The sequence below is a fragment of the Vibrio sp. VPAP30 genome (assembly GCF_001188205.1).
Taxonomy (GTDB): Bacteria; Pseudomonadota; Gammaproteobacteria; order Enterobacterales; family Vibrionaceae; genus Vibrio; species Vibrio bivalvicida.
In genome coordinates this window covers 247,910-274,715 of the sequence record NZ_LBLS01000013.1, presented here as the reverse complement: position 1 = coordinate 274,715, position 26,806 = coordinate 247,910, and the positions used below count along the sequence as shown (strand labels likewise).

Here is a 26,806-nt window from a genome sequence, read left to right as displayed (position 1 = left end):
CTTAGGTCAAAAACTCAGTTCGTAAAACCCGAACCGTACTTTGCGAACCGCACTTTACGCACCGCGAATTTGTAATGAATCAGCCGCTTGTTTGTGTAAACAACTCAATATGCTCAGGGCTCACTTACCTCAAGCTTTATCATCTTTGTTCTGTATAAATCCAGGTACTAGGGCTCGAATAGAGTCAACATGCTCTAGCTCGTGTCTATTCATCAACTGCAAGTTGAAGGCATGCGGCGGCAAAGAAGCATTAGGCGTGCAGTCTACGTGGAGGTCATTGAGCACGTAACCAGCTAACGCTTCGCTGGTTGTAATGTTTCGCACATATTGACCCTCCATACCAAGATCAATAGCTAAGTCATTTCTATTTTCATGTTTAGAGTGCGGTGCAACACTTAGGACAACGTCACGGTTCCAAAGAGTATCGTCCTCTATAGTCTTGTCGTATGAGCAGTCGGTTTGCTGAGCCTTAAGAATTCGACTAATTCTAAAGCACAGGAACTTACGTCTTTTACTGTCCCAAGCACGGATGTGCCACGCCCCTAGTCCTTTGAACAGAGAATGAGGAGTCAGTGTTCTCGTCTCAGTACTGGTTGAGGAACTATACAGGACAGAAATACAGTGCTTATTAAGGATCGACCTTGTGACTTGAGAGACGATATCAATGGATAGTGAATCCAACACTGTCGCAAAGCTGCTTACACCATAAGTTGTTACTGGAATGGAGTTAAGCTCCTGACCCCATGCTATTAACCTCAGCGCTGCTTCTGGGTCATGCTCAAAAGCTGGGCTAAACGATGCTGACCTCATGTATGCTCGCAAGCTTTCGTTGAAAACCGTGTTGTCGGGAAAACGTTCTTTGTAAGCATTAAAAGAACGGCTTGCTGTAGCAACGGCAATATCACCATGCTGAATAAGGTCGGAGCGATTCACTTTCCCAAAGAAGCAGAGATAGAAATCAATAAGCCTTAGTCGTTTGGTTTGCGGAGATTCGACACAACGCATAATGATTACCCTTATCAAAATGAACTGTACTAATTTACTCTAACGAATCATTTGATTCCAGTGTAATATGACACTAGTTGATTCTTTGACCACTAGTAGACACGACACACGTGGCTCTTTTGGGTGGTGAGGCATTTCTATTTTAAATGCAGCCTCTTAACTCTGGTGGAAGTTAGAAGCACAAATAATGGATTTACTTAGTGGCAGCCGAGTCAGTAAGTTTGTTGTAGATCATTCACTAACCGAGGGGTTGAGAATATCTCTACCGCACTGTGATGAAAGAAATGAATAAATCTGAAACAAAAAGTTCAAAACTACTAGGGATCGTACTTTTTCACTCATTTATCCCTGGGAAACTATTCAAGGTCAAGGCTATCGGGCATAGCAACAATACGGGTGATAACGGAGCTGGTAAGTCCACTTTGTTAAGTTTACTTCCAGCGTTCTATGGAGCCGATCCGAGTAAGCTGGTGGATAGACAAGCGGATAAAGTTTCCTTTGTTGATTACTACTTGCCCACCCCAAAATCTGTCATCGTGTTCGAATATGAAAAGCTTGGTGAGAGAAAGTGTTCTGTAATGTATCGAAATGGCTCCAGTGTCGCTTATAGGTTTTTGACAGGAACCGCTGAACAATTGTTTTCTCAGCATTTGTACGACGAGCTAATTAAGCAAGGAAGTGAAACTCGAACATGGCTTAAAAACCTTGTGTCTCAGTCAATGTCAGTAAGTTCGCAAATTGAAACTAGTGTCGATTACCGCTCAGTAATTCTAAACAATAAAAAGCGTTTGGCCCAAAGACGTAGTACGGGTAAAAACTTAGTTGCAATCGCCCATGAGTACTCGCTGTGTTCTGCGAGCCATAACATGAATCATATCGACATTTTGACGGCGACAATGATGCGCCACAAGAAAATGTTGAGTCGTTTTAAGACGATGATTGTGGACTGTTTCTTGAATAACACATCGATGGACGACGTTCCTTATAAGAAAGAGTATAGCGAGTTAATAAACAGCTTGGATGTCTTTGTTCAGCTAGAAACTAAAAAGAGTAAGTTCGATGAAGCAGTTGCCAATAAAGATAGCCTTGATGAGTACATCAAGCAATTAAACTCGTACCGAGCCCAAATCTCTTCTTACCTGCGTCAACTGGCATTTAGTGACACTCAGTTATCAGACAAGATTCGCTTGCAGAAGGAGCTTTACAGCTCTTTGGTTAGTGAGAGGAAAGGTCAACTGCACACGCTCAACACTGAGTTAAGCATTCATCGGACTGAGTTTGAAAGGAAATCCAAGGTTATTGATGCTATTTACAATAAGCGTGACAAGTATGAGAACGAAGATGATATTTTAGGGAAAATCACGCTTTACAATAGCTTGAGCGACATACTGAAGGAAGCGGAGTCTGCAAAGAAACATTACGACAATTTACTGGAAGATGTAAAAACAGAAGAAAGTACATTTAACGCTCAGGTACAAAAACTGGAGCTCGAATGTTCTGATTTCCGCTCTCGTAAGCAGCAAGAAATCAATAGCATACTTAAAACTAAGGAAGAGATATTAGAGCACAAGTCCGACCGTTTAGAGGCGATGCAGAGTGACCTCAACCTTGAAAAGAAAAGGTTGCAAGATGGGTTCGATGAGCAGTCTGAGAAGATAAGACAAGAACAGCTTCGACTTGCAATTCTTGAAGGACAATCTCTTGAGTTCACACCAGAACAAAAGGGGGAATTACGCAGTCTGGAAAATGATCTTGAGAGTAAGCGCCAAGACTTTAATGCTTCGCAAAGTGCTGTAATTCATTTGAATGAGCAACTACGTCAGGCAACGAAAAATCATGAGACCAGCCTTTCGGCTTACCATACATGTACGTATGAGTTGAAAGAAATTTCAGATGAAATAGCTTCTGTAAGTCGTGCATTGTTACCAGCAAAAGGCTCGCTCAACGAGTATTTAGAACAAAGGGTGCCTGATTGGCGTTGCAATATAGGCAAAGTAATCGATCCTAGTTTGTTAAATGCGAAGAATTTGAAACCATTTTTCGACCTAGATGCTATCGAGTCGATTTTTGGTCTCCATTTGGATCTGGATTCAATCGCACTTCCTGATTTTTGTCTCAGCGAAGAGAAGCTTTCAGAGCGATTAGATACTCTAAAAATTAAGGAGTTAGAAGTAGAAACTCGTGAAGAAAAAGCTAAGAGTCGAGCTAAAAGTGATGAAAAAGAAGCAGACAGGCTGCAAAAACAAGTAAAAATTCAGAGTCAAAGGTCGAAAGTTTTTGAGGATGAATTGGCCAAGCTTAACCTCCTAAAAGATCAGAAAATTGCCCAGTTTGAAAGTGACGCTAAAGAGCGTGCATCCGAAGTTAAGGAACAGAAAAGCAAACTAGAGTCAGAGGCTTTTGTACTAAAGTCCGAATTGAAATCAAAACTTGAAAGCGAAGAGCAACGCCACCAGCATGAACGTGTACAGGTGAAAGCTAATTTCGATTATCGCTTGTCAGAAGAAGATGCTAAAAAAAGTGCTATCGAGACTTTGATTAAAGACAAAGGAAAAGTCACTTCAGACCGAATCAACGATTATAAGTCAGCCTTCAACCAAGCGCTGATGAATAAAGGTGTGGATCCAGTCAGTATAGAAAGGGCTAAGTCGAAGTGGGAATCTCTCGATACACAGTGTGAAGAAATAAAAGCTTTTCAAGCTTTAATTCTCGACTACGACACTTGGCTAGAATCAGAATGGAAATACATTGATACCTATAACTCTGAGAAGTTGGCTTTAGAGCGGCAGATCACGAGGGGTGAAGCGAAGAGAGACGACTATGATAAGTCGGTGAGCAGAAAAATAGATGAAGTATCGTCTTCAATCAAGTTGGATGAAGCGGAGCTCATTACAGTTAACGAGGCTAAAGGGCAGCTTACTACTTGTGTCAATAACTTGGAAAAAGCAGTCGATGAATCAGATTTAATGAGCTTAGAAGATACCTCTATAGAATTTGAGTTTCATTCTGTCGAGCATGCCGTGAGTCTAGTGAGGGATAAAATCACTGCTATTAACACGCTCAAAAAAGAAATTGTTAGTAAAGTTAAAGATGTAAGTAACACAATCTTAGGGTTGGATGACAACAATGAAATAAAGATAATGTGGGAACAGATGCGCTCTGCAACCATGACGAAGCTTTCAGAAAAATATGACTATGCTATCAACTACGATAGTCCTCAGTTTTCTCTCGCTTGCTTGGGAGATCTTGAAGAACTTGTCCTCAACGTCATTCCAGATGTTAGGGACGTTAAAATTGAAACACTTCGTTCAATATCGACTCAAATATCTAACTATCATCAAACTCTTAAACAGGTGAATAGTAAGGTCGATTCAGTTTCAACCACTCTGGATAAGTCGATTGAAACGGGCAACCCTTTTCCTGCTATCGACAGCATACACATAAAGCTATCAAGCAAGATCCATACTTTTGACCTTTGGAAAGACCTCAATCTCTTTAGTGTCGAATTGGATAGATGGTCAGGCGAAACCTCAAGAGGCCTACCTTCCAAAGCGTTTCTTGTTTCTTTCAAGCAATTGTTGGCTTCATTTAAAGAAGCACAGATATCTAAAAACCTAGAGTCTTTGGTCGAGATGGAGATAACGATTGTTGAGAATGGACGCCCAGCAGTGGTTCGAAATGATGAGGATTTGGAAAAGGTCGGTTCCGAAGGGATTTCCAAACTAGCGATTATCGTAGTTTTCTGTGGGATGACTCGATTCTTGTGTCAGGACGAAGATGTCGCGATTCACTGGCCGCTAGACGAATTAGGGAAAATCTCTATTTCTAACCTAGCAATATTATTCGACATGATGGCTCAAAAAGGTATTTGCTTGTTTACTGCTCAGCCAGATCTACATCCAGCCACTTACAAGTACTTTGCGACTAAGAATCACATAGTGAAGAATGTAGGTGTTAAATCATTTATTGGAGGACGTAGAAGCAGAGTCAATCCATTGCTTTCTGAGTCGAAGCAAAATCAGTCTACGGAGGTGGTTGAATGAATAAGTTTGAATCGGTTTTCCGACTGCTCATGAGTAAAAAAGTGATCTGTGAGTATGCTACTCCTATAGAGTACACATATTTATCCGATGCTAGAAATCGAAGTGATATGAACCAATACCTGTCTCGAATAAGCATGACAACAGTCAAAACACAAGATGGGCTAGGTTTTTACTGTGGATACGAGAACATAGATAATACTCGCAAGAAAAACGAAGTTCTCAAAGACTTTGAAGCTTTTTCACAGACAATGGAAGGGATAATCGCTTGGCTAAAACTAGCCCGAAATATTGACTCAGACTCAAGACCTATAATGGCTGGTGGCAAGCTCTCGGAGTCAGAGTTACTCGCAGCAATAGAGGAAAGTAACTCTCTTCAAAATCAGCTTGACCATATTGCACACAAGCTTAAAAGAGCTCATAAAAGCAAAGAGAGTAAAACGAAGCTGAGGTCGATCTTAGATTATCTTGTCCAAGAAGGATACTTTGTGTCTCCATCCTCAACTGGTTCTCTGTTTATCGCTACGGCGAAATGGTCGTTGCTGTATGAGACCTTAGAGTTTATTGCTGCTAGTGAAGGGATGCTGGAAATCGAGGTCGATGCCGAAAATCAACTAGATACTCAAATGGGGTTAATTTAGATGTCTCGACAAGTGGAGTCAAAAGAAGCTGTACGAGCTCTAAGTACTCATACTGAGGTAGTCGACGAGGCTTGCTATGAGCAAGCTGGAGTACTTCATCATAGTGAAAGCAATAAAGCTGCAATCGCTGCGCTTACAAAGCATCAGTTGGCCTATCACTTAGATGATGAGCATGGAGTCCAAATCCATTCGTCTGTTAAACGTTTACTGGATAGGGTGACTAGCCGTTATAGATTCAGAGAACGTCATGGTGAGTTTTCTAATCAGATTGAAAACTTAGACTATGCCGTTGATAGTTACCGACGAGTTAAGGATTTCAATGATGATAAAAAACAACACTATTTAGATGAAATTCGAGAGATAACCGTCGAGATAAATGACGCCTTGGTTGAGACTGTGTCTTCTTTTCATCGGATCGTTGCGGATGAATTTAGTATGGTCACGGATGTTGATGACAAAATTCGCCAAATCGGTCGATGCAAACGTGAGATCGGTAGAATCAATGATATCTTCGAGCATTTAAGTGTTAAGAAGCTCAGGGAGTGGGTACAAACTGACGTTGATCTTGAGCGAATCCTTCTGAAGATACTTAAATCTAAAATCGATCTAGCATTGAAGGACTTAAATGTATCAAACAAAAAAATGGTCGATATGTTGGCAAAGCTTCAGCGAGATAAGAAATCGTCCAAGCTTAATCGCATTATTGATGTGTTTGCAGCTAAGTTCCAAGATGACAAAACCTTTTCTCCATCAATAGATTCAATTGAATGTTTGCCTAACTGCTTATCTCAGATGTCAGCGACGAATGTCCGAGCGTATGGAAATACTAACAGTGAGATCCAAGCCGATGACTTAATCGAGTTAGCTGTGAGGGCTCTTGCTAGCGGCGAGCGGAAGAAAGGCAAAGCCTCCGATTTAGATAGTATCGAAGTCATGGATGTCCGTGAAGATGAGGAAGAGTTTGAACTTAATGAGGTAGACGAAGCGTTGGAATTAATGTTTGAGGCAATAAAAACTGATCCTAACATTCTCCCTCTGTCTGCTGCGCAAAGCTATACGATGTTTGATCTTGATATAGAAGTAGAGGACTGGCTTTTATTGGTAGATGGATACATTAGTGCGCAAAAAGTCGGTTTGAAGAGCATTGTCCAAATTAAGGAAGAAAGAGAAGTAGTACTTCCTTATGACGGTAATGTGATTATTAGTGACATTGTTTTTGAAGCAATCGGTGGTGCTTAATGATGCTATCTCTATCGCTAATTAATGCAGCTAAGAGGATTGTTGCTAATTCAAGGGAGAGGATACCTGCCAACAAGTCCAATACTGAAGTTTGCAGACTCGTGGAAGTTGGGTCTGTTAGTGGCAATTCAATTCTTTTATCCCGATCAGAATTGAGGGAAATTGAAAAGTATTTTACTTCTGCATTGGGACAAAATCTGCTGACCTTTCAACAGAGTAGCAACTCTCGAATGGACGCAGCAGGCCCTGGTATTAGTGAGAAGTCAGCCAAAGGTGGTGTGTTTCAGCAACTTATTAGCTTAGCTGGTAATGTGGATATCCCTTTAAAGAGCCAACCAGATGTACCAAAAGAAGCCAGATATGTAGCTTCTGTAGAGTTGGATGACCTAGATATCCAGCGTTTTAGTCGAGTCCTCATTATCGAGAATGGTGAGCTTATGGTTCGATGGAGAGATGTCGTACTATCTTTACCTGAGGAATGGCAATCCGCAGTGCTCGTCTACCGTGGTCACGGAAAGAACCAAAAAGACCTACCTACTTTGATTGAATGCTTTGACAACAATGATGTTGAGGTGGGGTTTTTCTATGATTACGATCCAGCAGGCTTAGATATGGTTGAGCAGCTAAGCAATGAGAAACACTATTGGATTGTCCCTGTCCAAAATCTGGAGTTGTTTCGAAGTATCAATAAGCTAGATGAATTTTTGAAGCAACTAGAGCTGCTTGATAGGCTCAAGAACAGAGCTGTCAGCGCATCAATACGAGAGCATTTGACCTTTATTGAGGCCAATACACTGGCTATAACGCAAGAGCACTTGATTAGAAACCAATGCTCCTTGGTTATCGAAAGGCTTATGTAATACACATCTGTTTGTTGAGTCTCGGTCGGATAAATCAAACATGCACCAATGCTAAGCTACTCGTTTCTTAGGAGGCTTTTGTGGTTTGCCTTTACCTAAAAGTTTCGCTCCATTGTTGATATCAATTTTCGCAATGGACACATTGTAATTCATTGCTTTGAGGCTTTGATATGCATTCTTTAACGTTATCTTCGAGAAAAATGGCAATTCATCAGGTAATATTTTGTCCGTATAGATTGCATAAACTACTTCATACATGGTTGAGTCAGGTGTAATAGAGGTATCCTGCAACGAGATAGAGGTGGGTAATTTCTTGTTTAAGTCCACCCTAAATTGTTCGCTTTTTTTGAATGCTTCGGCTGAAACTAACCCCTGAGAAAAGAGGTGAGATAATGTACTTGAGCCAGAGTACTTTTTGACGTGTATCAACGTAAACTCGTCTTTTATTAGGTCACAGAACTCAACTCTACTAGAGCCCGTACCCAGAGGGATAAGCTTTTTATCCATCAGGTCAAACCCATGGGTTTTGGCCACTGATTCGTTGTAGTCACCCTCATCCGAGTGATTGAACTGGGGTAAAGTGCCACTATATAATGGGATTTGTGCGACTTCTAAATCAATAGATTTAACAAAGTTGTCGTCAACTTTGTACCAAATGGAATTTCGCAGTATATACGTTTTCCCGTTTACCGTGATTTCAGCAGCTAGGCATCGGAAACCACTCCAAGTCATCTGTGTTTCATGGAGCGCATTTCTTACGTAGATAGAACTGCCTTTGAGATCATCAATATCAATAGTTGTTTTGCTAGTTGTTAGGAAGTCATAGTATTTATCAATACAGAGAAACTGATAACGAGCTGCTTTCTGATTCCCAGCGAAGGAGTAACCATCAACTTGAGAATAATCTACTATTTCAGGCTCTATGAGTGCTACTTTAGAGAAATTCTTGAAGTTGATGTGGCTGACTAGTTCATCGTTGAGATCTGCAATGAGGTTGGGATCTTTAATTTTTCGTACATTGTCTACCCACTTGAAGTCATTGGGTAGAGGAGTTCCATAATAGACGAGTGCTTTGCGTAGAATGTTTGGAAGGTCAGAAAGTGAAGCTTTTACGTTAATCTGAAATGAGTCCCTTCCTGTTACAGATGAGCCAAACGTTCCCTCTGTACTTTTGCCTGTGATGGCGTAGAGCAGGTCTTTATCAGGATCAACAAGCATTTCGTACAAATCAACGCCTAGTCCACTTTGAGTTCTTGAGCTTAAAGGTGTTCTCTCGTTTGTTGCTTTGTCCAAACTATGGATGTCCTCTGGAGCAATCGAGTTTAACGCGACTCTAAGTCCGAAATCTCGTTCAATAGCTTCATCATTCATTAAGTGAAAGCCTTGCCCCAAAGTAACTAAAAATGTCGATTCAGGTAAATTTATGACAAGAGCTGCACCAGTACTTCTGCCAAAGCCTATTTGCTCATTAGATACCTGTCCCGTTGATGTGAGGAGAGACGCCCATTGCGGTGGGTTATCTTTCTGCTTTTTGATGTAAAGGGAACAATTACCTCCAGCTAGCTCTAGGCTTATGGGTTCTTCTGCGCTGCCAAGCCCGATTATAGAGGAATGCTTGGCATTCTTGTCTTTAACTAAATAAATAGTCAACTTTACTGTCTTTGCCTTGTTCATTATATTCAACATTAAGATTAAATTGATTGCATATACATTACATTTTACGTGGTTATGATTCAATCAGTTGTGTCATGGAGTAGTTATCCTTGCCCTAGATATAGCTATTTTCAAACTCTCGCCATTTGCGAATGTTATACAAAGTGGTTGTAAAGTTAGGTGGGAATCGTGTTGTGAGTAACATTGGGAGTACTCAGAAATCATCAAGTTGAGGTATTAAAATGCGACTAGAAGAAATGCCTGGATACTCATTACCCACACTCGCGGTATGGCCCCAGCCTTGGTACGAAGGGGACAGATGGCAGATGTATGACCTCAAACTTCAAGACGATACTTCACTTAAATGGTACAAGAGCTTCGTAGATACGGAATCAGGTCATGTGAAAGCCGAAGTTTATGACAGTTATAGCTTGGCTAAAAGCGCTGCGGAGGAGAGGAACAAAGGCTTAAATACAGTTGGTGAACAAGTTCACTTAGCGCAAATAGAGCGAGATTCGTTGCGCTTAAAGGTTGAAAAAGCAGTAGTTCGACAAAGTCGTTTGTTTGCTGAAGAAGAGTTGATGTTGTTGGAAGGGAAGCGTCGCAACAAAAACTATCCCAAGCCAAATGAGAAGGAGATTGTTTTACCTCCGAACTCTCAAGCACTCCTAGCGCCTTTGCTAGATCTCTTAAATGAGATGCCTTACCTAAACTTTGTTCGATTAAAGCATCATGGTGTCAGCCTTAAAAGAAAAGGTGATAGTGATTGGTCAACAAAGATCAAGGATAACAAGCAAACTGCAAAATACTTTTACCGAGAACAAATTGCATCTGCTTATCAGATGAAAGGAGAGTGTCATTGGGGGAAAACTAAAGCTAAGATTCGTAAGTTGCTACTGCCACAAGCAAATAAATTACTTCAATTAGCGAGTGTTAAAAGAATGCTGGCAGAAGCGGAGTTAAAAGGCAATAAGGTAGTTGTTGTATCAGGGTTCGTGTTTTGGTTTGAAGATAAAGATGACATAGGGTGGGTAGTCAAAGAGGCCAGCTATAACAAGGTTGATGAGAATGGTAATACACTTTGGAAAACAGGGAGTATCCTTTCTAAAAACCATGGTCGCATCGTTGTCTTACCATATATGAAGGAAAATGGAGAGTTCGTGCAAGGGCACACTAAGAATGCTCCGTTTGATGGAAAAGCAATTCCTCGGCACCCTAAGGAATATTTAGAACTCCCATATGAAATTCTCGAAGATGATTTGATGATAGGTTTATTTGGTGAACTAAAGTATGATTAGTAAGTACTTTAATTGTTTGATTTTACTTTAATTTTACTTTGATTTGCTGGCTTATGTTCGCCACAGATCTGCAATAGCTAACTCTAGCAGATAGAATAATTATGAAACTAGCTTATGTGTACGTAGAGCAACACAATGTCCTTGAAGATATCGGGGTAAGTTTGTCAAACTCACACCGAATAACTTTCGAGCATGGAAAGCTTTGCCTTAGTAGTGTTGAGAGTAATCTAGATTATTACTATGGAATTCAAAGCACTGCGATTGTAGGTAAAAATGGTACTGGCAAAAGTACCTTACTGGATTTCATAGAGTCCTCGTATGAAGCTACAGACTCATCTGGGTTCTTTGTGTGGTTCAATGAAAAGGAAAAAATCTACCACCTTTGTCCTATTAACTATGACATTGATTCTATTGAGGTTGAGTCTTTAAACATAGTTAAAGTAAGCAGCAACTATCGAAGGTTTCTTAATTATCATAAGGTTAGGTTAATAAAAGCGAATAATCTGTCAGGTGGCGAATCAAGTACTATTTCTAGAAGGGCAAGAAAAAATGTGTTCTCACATGATTTGTCTTTAGCGCAATACAAAACAGGCAGTCCGACTAAACTTGCTCAGAGAATATCACGGTTGATGAGTTTTTTTGCAAACAGTTCTTGGATGGCAAAAGAAAAGAATATTAAAGTAGAATTTGAGTTTTTCTTTAAATCATCTTCGACAACTTATTTGAAAAACTTGTTGTCTAGGGAAAATATCAAGGAGGAGTTTAGCCTTTCTGATAATGAGTTTGAATTGCTAAATCATATGCTTCTACCTAGACCAGTATTCGTCTCAGATTCAATTGCAGATCCACGTGTGTCATTAATATCCGAATTGACCCGCGCTAATCTCCTATCGCTATTAAGGCATGCTACGAAGTATTCAGGGTTTCGCCCAAAGCTACAAGACTTCATGTTTTTGAAACTATTGGCGGGGTTCTTGTCTGGAAAGCCTTGTCTGTCAAATCCCGACGCAGTGCATGAACTTCTAGTCAATAGCGATTTTTATGAACATTCTGACTTGAAAGGAGTGTCTAGCGCTGATGCTCTCATTGTATTGAAAAAATTCCATGAAGCTTCAAGTGTAATTGAGGAGATATCCCAAATTATCATAGACCACAGTTCAGATATTAGTGTTAAAGACAAGGACAGAATCGCGTCTTATCAGGCTGCTTTCATTATTGATTTAATGATGTCTATATCTAAACTGCCAAGTAACGTGGTTTCGAACTTTCACTATGGCTGGAAAGGTTTTAGTACTGGAGAATTTGCAAAGCTAAACTTGTACGCGGAGCTTTTTTATTACATCAAAGACGTTAAGCGAACTAACAAAGAACATCACTTGATAGTGATGGATGAAGTTGACTTGTACTTACATCCTGACTGGCAAAGAGAATTTCTATCTGATACGTTGAGTTTTCTGAAAGTTGAATACCCAACCGATAGTGTTCAACTAGTTGTCACATCTCATTCACCGATTATCATCGGTGATTTCCTGCCTGAAGACATTGTGTCTTTGTATCGAGAACCGACTCAGTCTCCTCAACTTGGGGATTCTTTTGGTTTTGGTACTCAGATTTTGCAACTTTATATGGATGGTATGCACCTCAGTTCGACATTCGGTAGCCATTCTAAATCTCACATCGATAGGATTGTGCGCAACAAGATTACTGATAGTCAAACAGAGTTTGATAAAGAGCTGGTAAGTAAAATAAAAAATTCCAATATTAGGCGTATGTTGGGAGCTGATGAATGATCCAGTTAAATACACTATATTCCGCTGAATTTATTGGAAGATATCTGAATTTTTGTCTTAGCTATATGCGCCCAAGATTAGATGCAACTTTCGAGGGATTGGAAGGTGAATTGCGGCTGAAGCTTGATTTGTTTTTTGATGACGCTGGTCTTCGACTTCTTCTATCTTCCGATGCTTCGGTTCTTGAAGTCGCATGCGAAGAAATTTTTGATAGTATCCCAACTCTGGCAGAGCGTTTTAATCCTAGGTATTTTTTCAGGTCTTTGAATGTAAACACTAATTGTGATCATTTAAACCTACAAACAACACAAGGCAAACGGGCGATCGAAACCATCAAGAGAGATGTGTTAGTTCATGTGACCGATTTTATTGCCACAAAACCTTCGATCTTACTCAGTGAATTTGTTGAGAACATGAACGGAACAACTAGAGCTGGTGAAATCAAAGCTCTGCTCCGAAAGCTCGACAGTATGGTCTCTGGGACAGTTCAGGCTAACGACGACTTCAAGGCTAAGTTCCCTGTTTGGTTTGAAAATCTAGCTAGTGCCTTTAATTATGATCATGTTATAGGTAGTTTTGGTCGTGAGATAGTTAATCTGATTGATTTGCATTACTGTCCATATTGTGGCGACGAAGGTATTGAGCCCATGACACGTTACAGGCCCGCTATCGACCATTACTTTCCTCAGTCTAAGTTTCCTTTTTTAGCGCTATCACTTAATAATTTTGTTCCGTCAGGAGATAGGTGCAATAGCCGATTCAAAAAAAATAATGAGATGATAGGGTATTTTAATCCTGCCCTTGATGAATTACCCAACGAAGCTCTCTTTGGCTTTGAGCATCCTTTAGGATGCGACTTTTCTGAAGATGATATAGTGGTGACTATAAATAATGTATCTGAAAAAATACATGCAAACTCAACGTTGTTTGATCTCGAAGATGTATACAATAAATTCGGAACACGTAGGGAGTTCAAGACTCTCTACGATAGAGTTAGTATGTTAGAGGGGCTTGGGGGAGATACAGTGTTAAATGATCCTGAACGAACAAGGATTTTGCTGAATGTCGACTTAACTTTGAGCCAGAAAAAGGTTAGATATCAGAAATTCCTTGTCGACTCTTTAAATTTCTTGGCAGGAAGCGATTTAGTTGTCAACAAGAGTGGGTAACTATCCGATCAGGCCTGAAATAGTGCAATTTAGAGCCAAGCGAACTGCCATCTCTTGGTTTTAATCATTTTTAGACCTCAGCCAATCCTCAACTAATGGTTCATTGACTAAATTACAGGGCTGGTGGTTACCCATATATGGTGTCTAATTTTTTCTGAAATCAATTTGGCGTAACTTTCTAAATCATTGTTGTATACGCACCAGTGCTGGTGGAGCAACAGCTCGCTCCACCAGAACCAACTTTTCTCAGGTGGCCCGCGCTACTGGTAATGTCGATTGTAGAACACATCATTTTCATCGTCGTATTCATCTTTGATGATATTGCTGTCAGCGATAGCCGCTTTATGCTGTCTCTGCTTTTTCTTGTATTCTTCAGTCTGTTGATAAATGCGGGACACCTCAGCAAACCAAACAACCCACTCAGTAGTTGGTATCTCTCTGCTCTCAATGGAAACTGCGTTAAACGTGCACATGTAATCACAGTACATGTTGAATAGTTTGCCGTTGTCATTTTGTTTGAGGAGTGATTCAGGGCTAGCAGTTAGATAGTTATGGCTTTGCTCAAACAATTCTAGTGCCTTTAGATGGTGGTTAAGCCGCTTATCAATAAGTTCTTTATAGTCAGGGAGCACTTTATAATCCCAAACCTGGTAAGTTTTGGGGGTAAGGAACCACTTTACCGCGTTATGACGCTTAATTAACTTTATGAGATTTAGGCGTGGCGCTAGATAAGGGTGAATGTCTCCATTCTCATTAAACTGCTCTCGTGGGTAGAGCTTTGCACCATTTAGAGTTACAAACATTGAAATATCACGTAAGTGAGGTTTAACTGCGTGAGTTTCATAAACTGGTCGGAATGTACCGAATAACGTCATTCTACTGTTCCTTATTTTTTGAATTAGTAACGATCTGTTCTGCCTGCCTAATTGATAGCGGCAGGCGTTTTCTGTTTTTAATTAACGAATGCTGTGAGTCCATTTGTCTCTCGACATGCGACACGGAGCTAGCGCTCTTTACCTGCTTCCTAATTTGTTTAGCGAGCTTTTTGTCCACCTGATTCCAGTCGATAGATGGGTGAAACGTGGGAGCTACTCTTTTTGGTAGGTGCTGGCTTAGCCAATCTTTGTCATATCGAAATAGCCAAATGTAGCAACTGCTGAGGTGCTTAATCTCTGTTCGAGTTATTGCTGGGTTCTGGCAAATGATCGATTTGAGATCTTGTCGGCATTGATATCTCTTCTTACAAAACCAGAGTCGCTTTCTCCAAGTGGCTAAGCCTGATATTGAGTTGATTTTTTGTTCTACGGTTCCAACGCTAACATCACATAATTTCGCGATATCTCGTCGGTGAAGTCCACGGAATGCGAGCCTTATTATCCTATCGACTAGCGAGTTGCTTAGTCGTTTGAATCGATGATTAACCGTTATCCCATTTCGCTGCGCTAGGGCTGCTAGATAGCCCATCGAATAGCCCGTCGCCTTGGCGACAGAACGAAGCGAGTTTCCTGATTCAAGTTCTGATAGATGGACGCGAGGTTCGTGTAGTACCCGTTTACAAGGTTGCGCCACCTGTTTAAATTGCTCAAAGTAGCAACTGGCATTTTCAGCAAAGAACCCACCAAGTAGTGCATGTTGAATGTAATGACTGTTGTGATGGCTGCTCAGGAGGTTTCTTAAAAAATTGAACTGATAAAGTTTTGAAGGCAGCAGCGTTGCGTCAGCAAATAGAGGAACCCAAAACTCTTGTAGTCGGCTTATTGCTTCTACCTGCCTAATGTGTCCATTAGGAGTTAGGAGGTGAGCCTGACTCATCCAAAATGAGTGAGTTGCGGCAACATCATGTCCGCTCCTAAGTTGGCGTTCATAGTCATGCCAACTACTGATGAATAACGCTAACCTCAATGCTCGCTCTAAACAGAGTTCAGAACCATGGAAATTGGTGGCGTAAGGCGTAGGAGGGAGTTCAATACGCTTGTTAAGACCATCAGCATCTGTCGTTGCGTATTGCAACCAACATGCATGCTTTGGGCAAACGAACATACCGTGATATTGGTGGATGGTATGCCAAATGGCATGTCCCCTGTTACGCAAATCTTCCTCTAGACACTGTCGACAGCACTTTAGTCCACTGTTAAACCTTAGCCTAGAAGCGGTAGCTCGTGATAGAGCCGCGATATGACTGCCATCATTGCTTAGCATGTGTAGTTTAAGCATGGCCGTGCTTTCACTACGTTGGATAGAAGCCGCAACGACTGGGTAACAAGTACCGTAGTACAAAAGATTATCCACATCTATCGAAGTTTGTTCTGAAATTTGTTTGAGCATGCATGGAAGTTGTGGGTTAATTCGAACATCGGTGCGTCCAAGAAGAGCTCGGTTTTTTTCGCGTAGCGAGCGTCTCGGTGAGGCAAAGTGGCATCGTGCGACTAGGCTATAAACAGCTTCTCCTGCGATATGGTGGAAGTACATAGCTTAAAGCTGGCCTGTGGCGACCAGCATCAGAATGTAGATTACTGGAGGACTAAATCTGTTTGTAGACGTCGATAAAAATAGACGTGTAGTTCGCATAGTGGGAGACATCGTGTAGCCATTCATTTTCTTCGTGTTTGAGAAGTACTGCTTTAGAGCGTCCTTACCTACAGTCGTAAAAATGTCTTTGTACCAATCGGCACAGGCTCTTTTGAACGCTAATGTTTCAGTTTGCTCAAGCGTAAAGCCCATATGAGTTAAGGTGCTTTGTTGTATGTGTTCAAGGCTGAGGGCAAGCTTTCCATTGTTTAAGGCAATCATAAGCCGTTCAACCTTCAACATTGTTTCATCAAAATACACTTCCTGATCTGTCATTCTGGAATCACAATTTGGACAATCTAACGTTGGTGTTGGCATTCGGCTGACGTTCTTCAAGCGGTAATCACATGAAGAGCAGGCGTTGATAAGTCTCGAATCGTGCTTGTAACAGTGAAACACACCTTGCAGTTGGTGTGGTTGGTGGAAGTACGTTACACCATACGTGTCTTGATCTTCTTCTATGCAGTCTTTGCAGTAACGCCATGTTCGGTTGTGCACTGTTTGCGAGTGGATAAATTCAATGTCATACGGCTTTCCTGTAAGAAATAACGGTATTTGCTGATTCTCATGTTCGTTTAGGAATGGTTCTATGAGGTTACCGTTCAAATGCATTTTCCAAACTGCACGATTGTCAGTATGGAGTGTGTCCATCAGCGAGTGATCGAGTTCAGACAAGACCGTGACTGGAGAAGCACTAAAGTTAGCCAGCCCTATACGTCGCGCTGTAGTACTAAAAGTACCAAATGGAGACATAGTATGAATTCGATGAAGGTAACTTCTCAGATGTTCGTTAGGAAGCACATTTAAGATGTTATTCATACTTGCGAGCCTGTGCCAATAGAGCTTCAGGAGTAAGGTTATCAAGCATTTCCTTATCTTTTTCAGTTAGATTCAATTGTGAAGATGAATTTTGGGTTGCTTGTGCTTTGATCGCTTTGCCGCCAGCATCGACATTGTCATATGAAAACAGATCTTCTTGAACCGAGTGCAAATGAGATAAAGGATTACAATCTTCATATTTGTAGAATTGGCCTCGCTTAAGGGCAGTTAGCGCTCCTGAAACCAAAACAAACTGCTCTTTAAATACATGATCTAATGCAGCTATGCTCAGGTCTTGATTGTTTGGCGTTAGATAGGTCAGATAAGACATCGTTGCTTTAATTAGACTGCTTGCGATAGCAGGAATACCTGCTGATAAGTAGTGAATATGGCGCGTTAAAGTATCTGTGTCAGTTGTCTGATTCTTAAGCAACTGAGTAGGGCACATTTGCTTAATGAAGCGTTTCCAAAACGAGCTTTCAACATCACATTGTTCTAAGATTAGCGAACCTGTTTTTCCGATACGCCTAGCGGCAGTCATCTCTTTGGAAAACAGATTGAGTGTTGATAATGTCCCGACGAGTAATAGCGGAACACCCACCTTGTTAAACAACTCTTCCACGAACTTTAGTGTGGCGTTCTCGTTGTTACCGACTTTTTCATATTGTCGAGTCTCCGATAGGTTTTGAGCTTCATCTAGAACGATAAGCCCAACGCCATGAATGAGCAGCGCTTTACGAACAGCAATCATTAGCGCCGTAACTGAGCTTTTCTGATGTGATTCGTAATAATTCTCGCCAGTTACACTATCAATAGACTCAAGGATCCTCCAGAGCAATGCCCGTTGGCCTCTCGCTGTTGGGATATCGACCTTAAGCCAGACAATCTGTTCGTAGATGAACCTTTGCCCTTGATACTCTTGATGAGAAATGACTTGAGGAATGGCTGACAAGATGCTTTCAACCATCGCAGACTTGCCACGACCAGATAGACCCGCCACCAAGAAACTCTGCTGATTAGCTGTTTGCTTTAGAGTGCGCTCTTGCCCTTCAGGTATTTCAATAGAGTCGGCGAATTGCAATTGTTTAATATCACCATACACCAAAGGGTTTCGGTAGATGTAACCACGTTCCATCATACGGAAGATAATGTCATATAGGCGAGGAGCTTCATCCTGAACTACATAGCACTCAGAGAGATTATCGATGAGTGTTCTTGTGTAGTAGCCTTGGTGCTCAGGAGGAATTGCATCTACGTCGAGCGACAATTTTGGCGATTGTGTTGTCGCCTGAATAAATTGCTTGGGTAGCAGTGGAAATCCAAGTGCTTCAATCAGCGGGTTTCCAGCCATCTGAGAGTTAGGGTGAGGAATATAGTTAGCTTTCATATTAGTCGTCATCACAGTCGAAAAAGTCAGGTGATTCCAAGTTTTGGGGTTTAAGTGTGCTGCTTGATTTAGCGCTTTCTTTAGAGTTTAAAGTGGCTGCAATTCGTTCTGATTGCTTGCTACGTTCGATGGACGAAACAATACTCTTACGCTCTTTGATACCTTTCTCGATAGACTTAGCAGAGGATGTTTTTAGGAATCGAGCGTCAGCTTTGGCTTTTTGGTCGATTTCGTCCATTTTGTTTAAGAACTCGATTTTGTTTGAAAATGCACGCTCTTGATGATGGCTTTGCTTTTCTTTAGTCAATTCGATTTCATGCAAAGTGGATTGCCAAATCTGATTGCGATATTTCTCGGAACGGTCTGTAAGTTCTAATGTAATCAGTTCATTAGTTTCAGGATCTTTACACCAAATCCAATTGGTTAAATTTTGGTCGTATCGAACCTCTACTGTATAGCGTCCAAAGTTTCGAGCATTATCTAACCATTTTTCTTGGATGATTTTGTTTGAACTGTAATAAAGTCCCCTGAAGTGAATCCCTTCCATTCTTACAGTCGCCTTGTCTGCGGGTAGTAATGCGAAGCGAAGTTGTGCTTCGGGAATCTGAGCTGGAGGGAGCATCATTTCTTCTAGCCCATAGACGTATAGATCTCTAGGAGAATAACCAACGTCATCGCGTGACATTTCAAAGGTATGGTTGTTGATACGCATACGATTATTATTTGTGTACAGAATTGCTTGAATTAGCCTTTCCATAAACAGTTCGAAGGAAATTGAGGCTTTTCTAGAAGCGTGTTGTTCTTCCTTGTTGGGTATTTTCATTACTTGACCAGGTACAAACTGAACAGCATTTTTATGAAAGATATCAAACGCTTTCTCCACCGTACCTTTACAATCACCGCGATGGTAGGGAGCGAAACTAGCAACCGATAAGCCTATTAACCCCTTAAGCATGCTTTCGATATTACGGTCTGTATATTCTGAGCCTCGATCCATCACGAGTTGAGAGCAAACATGATGACAAGGCCATTCGTTCTCTGTGATTTCTACACCATAGCGTCTTGCAAATTCCACCTTATCGGTAAATGCGTTGAAAAGGGCCTGCGATGCGCCAGTCCAGTCTGGCCCATGAAAACATGCATGTGTGCCGACGATCATACCTGACCAAGTATCTACAACTAAATAGATAACAGGTCGACCTGTCGCTAGTTGATTGGTTTTGTCATAGGGGTAGCGGATGTACAGGTCGACTACTGTTGCATCTATTTCATACCGACTAGTGGGGCCTCGTACACCTTGGCGAGCGAGCCCTGAACGACCTCTGTGGTCTTTTTGGTAATTGATTGTACCAACGGATTTTCGAATCAATTCAAGCTGATCAACGTTCTTCATGAAATGATATCTAAAGCTTGTGGGTGAAATCAGCTTGGCTCTTGGAACGGGTAATGAAAGTTCTTGAGCGCCCTCTAACATAGGTTTGATCTGTGCATACATAAATTGGCGCGTAAATAGGCCGTAAAGGTCACTTAGTCTCGCTTTACTGCCATTTGGAATGCCTTTAGAAAACAGTTTGATGTTGGCAATATCTTTCTTAGTAGCTCCTCGGTATGGATTACCATATTTGGTTCTAGGCCCGTTTTTCCCAAACTCTGGATCTTGAACTGATTCAGGTGAGTCAGGTAGGGATTGGTTAGTACCGCAGTTTCGCCATAGCGGTAACAATGCATTGATGTGAGAGCCATAGTACCAATAACGATTTAAAATTTTTGCCACATAGCTACGGCTGCGACCCGAAGCTTCAATCAAGCTATGTAGGATTGAATTGCTATCCACAAATAGATAGTTGTAACGCAGCTCGTCATTATCGATTAGTGGGGCAATTATGTTGTAGCTGTTGTCTCTGCGTTGTAGCCATTTGCCACGCTTCTTGTCCGTCAGTAACTCTTCGTCCGACATAAAAAGGAAAGGGCTAAAGGAATGCTCTAGCACTTTCAATTTGCCCAGTCTTATTTGGCTCAGCGTATCTGTCAGCACTAGTGTTTGAGGTCTTTTAGGACGCTCAACGTTGAGCTGAGTGACTGCAATTAAATCGAGTTCATAGCACATATCTACGATGAGGTATTCCATACTTTCAGTGCCATCGACTAACTTCTGATTAATTCTCATCGCGTTATGGAACCATTTTTACTTTGCGAAAAACTTCAATGCGTTCATTCTGGTCGACCTGTAGCTGTCCAGAATACGCTGAGTGTTGAAATATCCTTAACGCAGCTAGTTGAGTAATGTTGTGCATTCTTGCTGTATCACTCAAATGTTGCTTGAGAGTGAGCTCTGGGGACTTTTGCAGCCTCTGACTAAGAGTCAATCGAATGCGTTGAAATTGACTTTCCTCAAGCTTGTTTTCTTGGGCATGATGATAAGCTTCTCTAAGCCACTGAAGGTTATAAGTTTTGTTAGGGTGTAGTTCGTTCTCCGTAACTTGTACTAGCTGATAGTCATGTCGTTCCCAATACATTTGCTCAATGCGAAATTTCTGTTGAGTTCGAGATACTTTTCGCGTCGACTCCAACTTAGGGTCAAGAGACGAACTAGGTTTGTAGTTGAATGGCTGTAAGAACAGTTGGCCGTTGGCATCGCGAAGAGTAGCTACAATGTCAGTTGTCATCGTCGCAGCAGGAATTTCACGTCCTTTGCGTTCTTTGTATTTTGCAGGGTGACGAATATTTAACTCTACAGCGCATTCGAGAGTCTCATCTAATGGCAGCGGGTATTGTTCATGGATATCAATAACATCTGGGTTGTGTTCAAGGTGCAAAAATAGCGCTAACTCTCCAAGGCTTAATAGATGATGGCAACGGTTTGTTTTGTGACTGAAAACAATGTGAGACAGACCAACGCTGTTTGATTGTCTAACGGTAATGAAAGGTTTGTGTGCGCCATTTGAACGATCTCTTATGTATTTCGAGATGCGATTTAATTCTCTTTTGGTAATTAATGGTTGAGTGGCTACTTTCATATGTTTAATCCTCAGTGATTAATATATTAGTAGCGTCTATTTTGTACGTTGTCTAGGTGTTTTTATTCTAAGGTATTGTATTTAAAGGGATATATTATAACTTATATAAATCCTAAATTTATAATTCAGTATAGGTAATGCCTTAATTTTCAATGTAATTATTAAAAAATGACTGTGGTTTTTATTTTTTAAGGTTTGGATTGTATTATTACTTATAAAATTACGTTATTAATTTATATCTATATTTATCTGTCACTTACGTGGCTCTAGTTTAATATTTGAGCGTTTGAACAAATTCGATAAAAAATTTAGATAAAAATCTCATTGATATTAGTGCGGTTGTATATTTTTAGCGCGGATCTATACGAAATATAATTCTCTAGGACGATGGCTGAGCTATACGATTAGTTGGAATGAATTCATTCGTAGGATTTTACTGTGAGACACTTAATGGGAGAGCAATCGAATAAAGGTTTCTCGAAAGTGTACGCTTGGTTCGGATAAGAATATTTAATGCAAATCTTGATTATTAGTTACCAAAACTACACTTTTCCCCGTGAATAAGTGTACTACCTCTACACTTTTTCCCACGAATAAGTGTTGGACATCCAGACTTTTTGCCACGAATTTATGTACCAATGAAATGAATTTTGATTCTATTCATTTGATCTTAAATGAAAATTTAATACTACTTGTAATTTGAATTCGTGAGGAAATTAAAAAGGTTGCCAAGCATTAAATAAAGTAATCTCAAATCTTATGCGTAGCTCATATCTCGGACGTTCGAACTATTTGAAAGTAGCTTGCATATGATTGGTTGAAGGAAAAGAAGAGGCTATGTAGCTGTTTGCGACTTTGGAACATTGTAGACGCAAAACACTAGTCATCTTTGAAGGAGCTGACGCGCTAGCACCTTTGGAGTGTAATGAGACGTTCTGGCTGAGGGCATGTTTAACAGTTGGTCAGGATAATCAGTTAGTGACGATTTTTTCATCAGACCTTTCCAGCACGTTAGCTTTGTATAAAAACTATTTAGCGCCATTTTATGAATCTGCTTTATTATTAAATTGACATCACTTTCAGTGCTCTTTATCAAAATAATCGCATATGCGAATATGAAAACAATACAGTATAGGTAAACTGTGTATTGTAATACGAACAAGGACTTGCAGGTTACGACTGTGCGTTTGTTGTTTAACTATAGAATTTTGCGTACCTGCCAGACTTAGTCAGGAAAGAGTATGCTCAGATAAATATTGTTGGCTGGAAAACTGATGGTTAAGTCCGTAACTTATGAAGAAGATTTCTTGGTTAGAGAAATTGGCTCCATTGCGACTAAAGCAGATGTCGCAATTACTGAATTGATAGCGAATGCTCATGACGCTGGTGCGACAAGGGTTAAGATAATAATTCCAACTGAAATTAATCAAAACTTAGTGGTGGAAGATAATGGGGTTGGGATGACTAACGAACAGTTTGAAGCCCGTTGGATGAGACTAAGATACGATCGTCATCGTCACCAAGGGCGGTTTGTAGATGTACCAAGTGGAGCAAAGTTAGCTAAGCGCCGCCATGCGTTTGGTAGAAATGGAGTCGGTCGTCATGCAGGGCTTTGTTTCAATGATGGTTATGAAGTCGAAACCTGGAGAGACGGTACATCAAATATCTACGAGTTAAGAATAGCTTCTGGTTCCCAACCAATACAAGTTGTTAACGAGTCATATTCAGACAGAGAAGGACATGGCACAAAGATTAAGGTGCTAGTAGAAAAGAATTTGCCTGATGTTGAAGACATTAGAAATATCATATCGGCTCGATTTTTGTTTAACCCTGAATTTGTAGTAGAAATAAATGGTAAACAAGTACAGTTAGCTGAACACCCAGGCTATGTCAAAGAGACAACAATAACGCCAATGCCGAACATCAGTATTAAGCTGACATTAGTTGATTCATCTGCTACTTCTCGCACTGCTGGTCAACACGGTGTTTCATTTTGGCTTGGAGGCAGGTTATTGGGAGACCCTTCATGGTCAATAAGCGGACACCAAGTAATGGATGGGAGAAAATCTTTTGCTAAAAGATATACATTAATTGCTGAATCAGAAGACCTGTTTGATTATGTTCATCCTGACTGGTCAGGTTTCAAACCAGACTTTTCTACTGTCGAGCTTATAGCAGATCAGATTTCTAACTTCGTAAAGGCAACATATCTTGAAGTTTCTCGTCAACAAATTGAAAGTAGAAAAAGAGAAGTAATTAATCACCATAAGCGAGAAATAAAGGATTTACCCACGTTAGCTAGACAAGAGTTATATGCATTCATCGATCAAATATTGGAAGAAAGTCCTGACATCAAGATTGAGTTACTAGAGTTAGCCTTCAGAGCTGCTTTAAACCTTGAAAAATCTCGCTCAGGAGTATTGTTGCTCTACAAGCTAACCCATATTTCAATGACTGATACTGCCGCGCTTAATCAGTTTTTGGAAGAGTGGAGTGTGAGCGACGCAATGGAAATTCTTTCTGAGATAGATTCAAGACTAAAGGTTATTGAAGCAATAAGTCGATTATCCAGCGATAAGACTGTAGATGAGCTTCATACACTACATCCGTTGATCGAAAAGGCTAGATGGGTTTTTGGCCCAGAGTTTGATACTCCCGAATATGCAAGCAACAAAGGGTTAGTAAAAACGATGCAAACGGTTTTTAAAAGAGATTTCGAAGCAAAGCAGTTTGAGAATCCCCGAAAGAGACCAGATATCGTAGTCGGAGAGCGCTCGACAATTAGCGCATTAGGTCTAGAGGGCTTTGAAGGGGAAATTAAGAAAACCCAAAAAGTGCTTATTATCGAATTGAAGAAAGGTGGATTTGAAATAGGTCGAGATGAAATGCATCAGGCTAAGTGCTATGTAGAAGATATTCTACATGCGGGAGTAGGATCAAATAAACCATTCATAAAAGCCTATGTTGTAGGCGATACGATTAATTCACGAACGAGCAGCTATCAAAGTGTTGGTGACAATCCAGAATCTTTAGATGGTGAAATACGTGCAATGACTTACGGTGAATTGATTAGAACCGCAGAGGCAAGGTTGTTTGCTCTCAGAGAAACAGTTGAAAACCGCTATGAAGGATTGGAAAAAGATGATTTGTTGTGTGAATTACTAAATTTACCAGATCAACAAAACACTTTTAATTTTGATCAAGAGAAAGAAACTGCTTAGCAGAGTCAAGAAAGTTTTGCTCCGTAAGTCGTGGGCTGGTTTTTCTCTGCATTCCGCTGTGCGTAAGAGGCCATAGTTGAGTCATGGGTAAACTTATTAAGAGACCCGTTAGTAACATTAAGCGAAGACGGGATGTGAAAAGAAAACGTACAAGTAAACTTGAAGCTATGAAAAGGTTTGAGAACACCAGTCATATTCGTCGCAAAAGACCTAACGAATCGATGGGAAGTCACGTAGTGAACAACTCAAGTCAATCATATAGTTACAATGCATTTATTGACTGTGGATGGACTTACGACCTCACCATTGACAAGCACTACGGGTACTCATCTATAACGCAAAGCTTAACAGCACTAGAGAGAGAAAAAGCTAAGTTAGGTTATTCAGACCAAGCCCGAGTACTTAACTTGTTAAGTCGCTCTGCATCTATGATGCTAGTTCCACATAGTGTAAATGAGCCTTTTAAACCATATTTTCAAGACTTTGAAAGAGGCAGGCGTTCAGCTATGCCCGAAGACTTTACTGAGGAAGAATTAACTTTTCTTGAAGAAATTTTGAGTGACGTTGCGGAACCGTGGTTAAAGTCTAGGTTATTAGATCTTCTATGGCTTTGTAAAAAACCAAGGAATCCAGAACATGCAAGACTTTCAGTTGATGTATATATCTCTCATGGAATTGACGCAGAAAGCTGGAATCGAGGGGTAAAGGAATGTTGGGAACGTGCTGCTAGATTATGTATGCAGATTAGAGATTTTGACCGTTTAGATGGAATTAAAAATCAACTCATAAGTGCGTTTCATCTGGAACATCCAGCGAACAAATTCATGACGTTATGGCTTTCAAAGTTGATGGATTGCTTGAAGATTGATTCTGAATTTTTGGATGACATTGCTAATAAGCTATTTGACTGCGGTAAAACTTTATCTGGCTCTTCCGATTTTCCTGCTGCCAGATCGTACTTCGAACTGGCATCTCAAAAATACAAGCAATCTGGTGATGAAAGAGCTTGGCTGGACTCTTTGGTTGCTTTAGCTGCGTGTTATGAGAATGAAGCCGATGTGCGCTTAGAAGAAAGTAGTCTGGTTGCGAATTCGTTATTTGAAAATGCCGTTCAAGCTTATAGGCTTGTTCCTACTAAGTTTCGTGACGAATATGACGTTAGTAAGACAATAAAAAGGATAAGAACGAAAATATCTGAATCTGGGAGAGCATCATTAGATGAAATGGGTGTGATTCGCTCCCCTGCTGTAGATATTTCGGATGACGTAGCTGCATCTAAAGCTCATGTTTCAGGGAAACAGACTTTAGAGAGAGCACTGTTGTATTTTGTTGGACTATACTCTGGCCCCAATAAACGTATCTTGGAATCAAATGCCCAAGAGGTGATGCGAACGAGCGGTATTGGTAGCTTTTTTGGTTCGACACACATGAGTACTGATGGGAGAGTTGTCGGAATAACGCCTCCTCTAAATCTACATTCAGGTGAGGATGACCCTGCAAACCAAGCAGTTGTTAATCGACAAGTTCAACAACACTTTGATATAGAGATGCAACTTGTTGTCGAAGGTAAAATTATTCCTGCTTTGCGACAGATACTTATGGAATATAGAGTTACGAAAGAACTAATGGTCAGTCTCTGTTATCAGTCACCAATTGTTCCTGAGGGACGAGAACAACTTCTTGGGAACGCACTATGGTTTGGCTTTGAGTATGATTTTGGAGTAGCTATCCATTTACTTTGTCCGCAAGTTGAGCACATCGTACGTACTAAACTTAAAGAAGTTGGTGCTCATACTAGTAATATTGATCGTAATGGCATAGAAAATGAGAATGGTCTGAGCACATTGATGGAGTTACCAGAAGCGATTGAAGTTTTTGGAGAGGATTTATGTTTTGAGGTAGGTAGCATTTTTACGGACTCTCTAGGAGCGAATTTGAGAAATGAGGTCGCGCACGGTTTATTAAGTGACGATTCAGCTTCATCGATTTCATCTATTTATGCATGGTGGTTGGTACTAAGATTAGTCTTGCACTCATTTTATCAACTAAGTAGTGCAGGAGAGTCCTCATGAGTATTAGTTTAATGTCACTCAGATTGC

The 26,806-nt window shown here is 40.6% G+C and carries 17 protein-coding genes; 9 read left to right on the top strand and 8 right to left on the bottom strand.

Annotated features, from left to right (window positions below; all coding sequences use genetic code 11):
• Positions 1 to 129 precede the first annotated feature (129 nt).
• Positions 130 to 1,005, bottom strand: a complete 876-nt coding sequence (locus ZX61_RS03125) for a WYL domain-containing protein (protein ID WP_049843251.1) — start codon at positions 1,003 to 1,005, stop codon at positions 130 to 132.
• Positions 1,006 to 1,289: 284 nt separating this feature from the next.
• Here ZX61_RS03125 and ZX61_RS03120 point away from each other — a divergent pair, with 284 nt between their 5' ends.
• From ZX61_RS03120 to ZX61_RS03105, 4 genes are all read left to right on the top strand, one after another.
• On the top strand, positions 1,290 to 5,048 hold the full coding sequence (locus ZX61_RS03120; RefSeq protein WP_160316783.1) for an ATP-binding protein: 3,759 nt from the start codon (positions 1,290 to 1,292) through the stop codon (positions 5,046 to 5,048).
• Positions 5,045 to 5,686, top strand: coding sequence for a condensin complex protein MksE (locus tag ZX61_RS03115; RefSeq protein ID WP_049843249.1), 642 nt, complete (start codon positions 5,045 to 5,047; stop codon positions 5,684 to 5,686). Before ZX61_RS03120 ends, ZX61_RS03115 begins: the two co-directional genes overlap by 4 nt.
• Complete coding sequence (locus tag ZX61_RS03110; RefSeq protein ID WP_049843248.1) at positions 5,687 to 6,925, top strand: hypothetical protein; 1,239 nt, start codon at positions 5,687 to 5,689, stop codon at positions 6,923 to 6,925. It begins immediately after the preceding gene.
• 230 nt (positions 6,926 to 7,155) lie between these two features.
• Positions 7,156 to 7,785, top strand: coding sequence for a DUF7281 domain-containing protein (locus ZX61_RS03105; protein WP_049843247.1), 630 nt, complete (start codon positions 7,156 to 7,158; stop codon positions 7,783 to 7,785).
• A 51-nt stretch (positions 7,786 to 7,836) separates the two neighbouring features.
• On the opposite strand, the gene ZX61_RS03100 is transcribed toward ZX61_RS03105, so the two are convergent.
• The gene (locus ZX61_RS03100; RefSeq protein WP_049843246.1) at positions 7,837 to 9,459 is read right to left on the bottom strand and encodes a TIGR04141 family sporadically distributed protein; all 1,623 of its coding nucleotides are present in this window, start codon (positions 9,457 to 9,459) and stop codon (positions 7,837 to 7,839) included.
• A gap of 305 nt (positions 9,460 to 9,764) precedes the next feature.
• On the opposite strand from ZX61_RS03100, the gene ZX61_RS03095 reads away from it, so the two are divergent.
• The 3 genes from ZX61_RS03095 (at position 9,765) to ZX61_RS03085 (ending at position 13,695) form a co-directional block, all read left to right on the top strand.
• Positions 9,765 to 10,736, top strand: a complete 972-nt coding sequence (locus tag ZX61_RS03095) for a hypothetical protein (protein ID WP_235431286.1) — start codon at positions 9,765 to 9,767, stop codon at positions 10,734 to 10,736.
• Positions 10,737 to 10,837: 101 nt separating this feature from the next.
• Complete coding sequence (locus tag ZX61_RS03090) at positions 10,838 to 12,526, top strand: AAA family ATPase (RefSeq protein WP_049843244.1); 1,689 nt, start codon at positions 10,838 to 10,840, stop codon at positions 12,524 to 12,526.
• Positions 12,523 to 13,695 carry a hypothetical protein gene (locus ZX61_RS03085; protein ID WP_049843243.1) on the top strand — a complete coding sequence of 391 codons (1,173 nt, stop codon included), beginning with the start codon at positions 12,523 to 12,525 and terminating at the stop codon, positions 13,693 to 13,695. Before ZX61_RS03090 ends, ZX61_RS03085 begins: the two co-directional genes overlap by 4 nt.
• A 260-nt stretch (positions 13,696 to 13,955) precedes the next feature.
• Here ZX61_RS03085 and ZX61_RS03080 read toward each other — a convergent pair whose 3' ends face one another.
• The 6 genes from ZX61_RS03080 to ZX61_RS03055 are packed head-to-tail and all read right to left on the bottom strand — an operon-like array spanning position 13,956 to position 21,486.
• Complete coding sequence (locus tag ZX61_RS03080) at positions 13,956 to 14,570, bottom strand: hypothetical protein (protein ID WP_049843242.1); 615 nt, start codon at positions 14,568 to 14,570, stop codon at positions 13,956 to 13,958.
• Position 14,571: 1 nt separating this feature from the next.
• Positions 14,572 to 16,164 (bottom strand): TnsD family Tn7-like transposition protein, encoded by a 1,593-nt coding sequence (locus tag ZX61_RS03075; RefSeq protein ID WP_049843241.1) that lies wholly within the window; start codon positions 16,162 to 16,164, stop codon positions 14,572 to 14,574.
• Positions 16,165 to 16,167: 3 nt separating this feature from the next.
• Positions 16,168 to 17,082 (bottom strand): TniQ family protein, encoded by a 915-nt coding sequence (locus tag ZX61_RS03070; protein ID WP_082173359.1) that lies wholly within the window; start codon positions 17,080 to 17,082, stop codon positions 16,168 to 16,170.
• Entirely contained in the window at positions 17,075 to 18,469 is a 1,395-nt protein-coding gene (locus ZX61_RS03065; protein ID WP_049843240.1) for an ATP-binding protein, read from the bottom strand. Before ZX61_RS03065 ends, ZX61_RS03070 begins: the two co-directional genes overlap by 8 nt.
• Position 18,470: 1 nt before the next feature.
• Positions 18,471 to 20,636: a Mu transposase C-terminal domain-containing protein gene (locus ZX61_RS03060; RefSeq protein WP_049843239.1), complete on the bottom strand. Its 2,166-nt coding sequence runs from the start codon at positions 20,634 to 20,636 to the stop codon at positions 18,471 to 18,473.
• 4 nt (positions 20,637 to 20,640) lie between these two features.
• On the bottom strand, positions 20,641 to 21,486 hold the full coding sequence (locus tag ZX61_RS03055; RefSeq protein ID WP_049843238.1) for a heteromeric transposase endonuclease subunit TnsA: 846 nt from the start codon (positions 21,484 to 21,486) through the stop codon (positions 20,641 to 20,643).
• Between the two features lie 1,274 nt (positions 21,487 to 22,760).
• Here ZX61_RS03055 and ZX61_RS03050 point away from each other — a divergent pair.
• Both ZX61_RS03050 and ZX61_RS03045 read left to right on the top strand, forming a co-directional pair.
• Complete coding sequence (locus ZX61_RS03050) at positions 22,761 to 24,707, top strand: ATP-binding protein (RefSeq protein WP_049843237.1); 1,947 nt, start codon at positions 22,761 to 22,763, stop codon at positions 24,705 to 24,707.
• Between the two features lie 134 nt (positions 24,708 to 24,841).
• Complete coding sequence (locus tag ZX61_RS03045; protein ID WP_200904208.1) at positions 24,842 to 26,779, top strand: DUF4209 domain-containing protein; 1,938 nt, start codon at positions 24,842 to 24,844, stop codon at positions 26,777 to 26,779.
• Positions 26,780 to 26,806 lie beyond the last annotated feature (27 nt).

Coding starts and splice junctions, on each gene's coding strand:
- ZX61_RS03075 (WP_049843241.1), bottom strand. CDS start 16,164: ATGTACTTCCACCATATCGCAGGAGAAGCTGTTTATAGCCTAGTCGCA.
- ZX61_RS03120 (WP_160316783.1), top strand. CDS start 1,290: ATGAATAAATCTGAAACAAAAAGTTCAAAACTACTAGGGATCGTACTT.
- ZX61_RS03080 (WP_049843242.1), bottom strand. CDS start 14,570: ATGACGTTATTCGGTACATTCCGACCAGTTTATGAAACTCACGCAGTT.
- ZX61_RS03050 (WP_049843237.1), top strand. CDS start 22,761: ATGGTTAAGTCCGTAACTTATGAAGAAGATTTCTTGGTTAGAGAAATT.
- ZX61_RS03115 (WP_049843249.1), top strand. CDS start 5,045: ATGAATAAGTTTGAATCGGTTTTCCGACTGCTCATGAGTAAAAAAGTG.
- ZX61_RS03065 (WP_049843240.1), bottom strand. CDS start 18,469: ATGAAAGCTAACTATATTCCTCACCCTAACTCTCAGATGGCTGGAAAC.
- ZX61_RS03105 (WP_049843247.1), top strand. CDS start 7,156: ATGGACGCAGCAGGCCCTGGTATTAGTGAGAAGTCAGCCAAAGGTGGT.
- ZX61_RS03085 (WP_049843243.1), top strand. CDS start 12,523: ATGATCCAGTTAAATACACTATATTCCGCTGAATTTATTGGAAGATAT.
- ZX61_RS03100 (WP_049843246.1), bottom strand. CDS start 9,459: ATGAACAAGGCAAAGACAGTAAAGTTGACTATTTATTTAGTTAAAGAC.
- ZX61_RS03095 (WP_235431286.1), top strand. CDS start 9,765: ATGTATGACCTCAAACTTCAAGACGATACTTCACTTAAATGGTACAAG.
- ZX61_RS03090 (WP_049843244.1), top strand. CDS start 10,838: ATGAAACTAGCTTATGTGTACGTAGAGCAACACAATGTCCTTGAAGAT.
- ZX61_RS03110 (WP_049843248.1), top strand. CDS start 5,687: ATGTCTCGACAAGTGGAGTCAAAAGAAGCTGTACGAGCTCTAAGTACT.
- ZX61_RS03055 (WP_049843238.1), bottom strand. CDS start 21,486: ATGAAAGTAGCCACTCAACCATTAATTACCAAAAGAGAATTAAATCGC.
- ZX61_RS03070 (WP_082173359.1), bottom strand. CDS start 17,082: ATGAATAACATCTTAAATGTGCTTCCTAACGAACATCTGAGAAGTTAC.
- ZX61_RS03060 (WP_049843239.1), bottom strand. CDS start 20,636: ATGAGAATTAATCAGAAGTTAGTCGATGGCACTGAAAGTATGGAATAC.
- ZX61_RS03125 (WP_049843251.1), bottom strand. CDS start 1,005: ATGCGTTGTGTCGAATCTCCGCAAACCAAACGACTAAGGCTTATTGAT.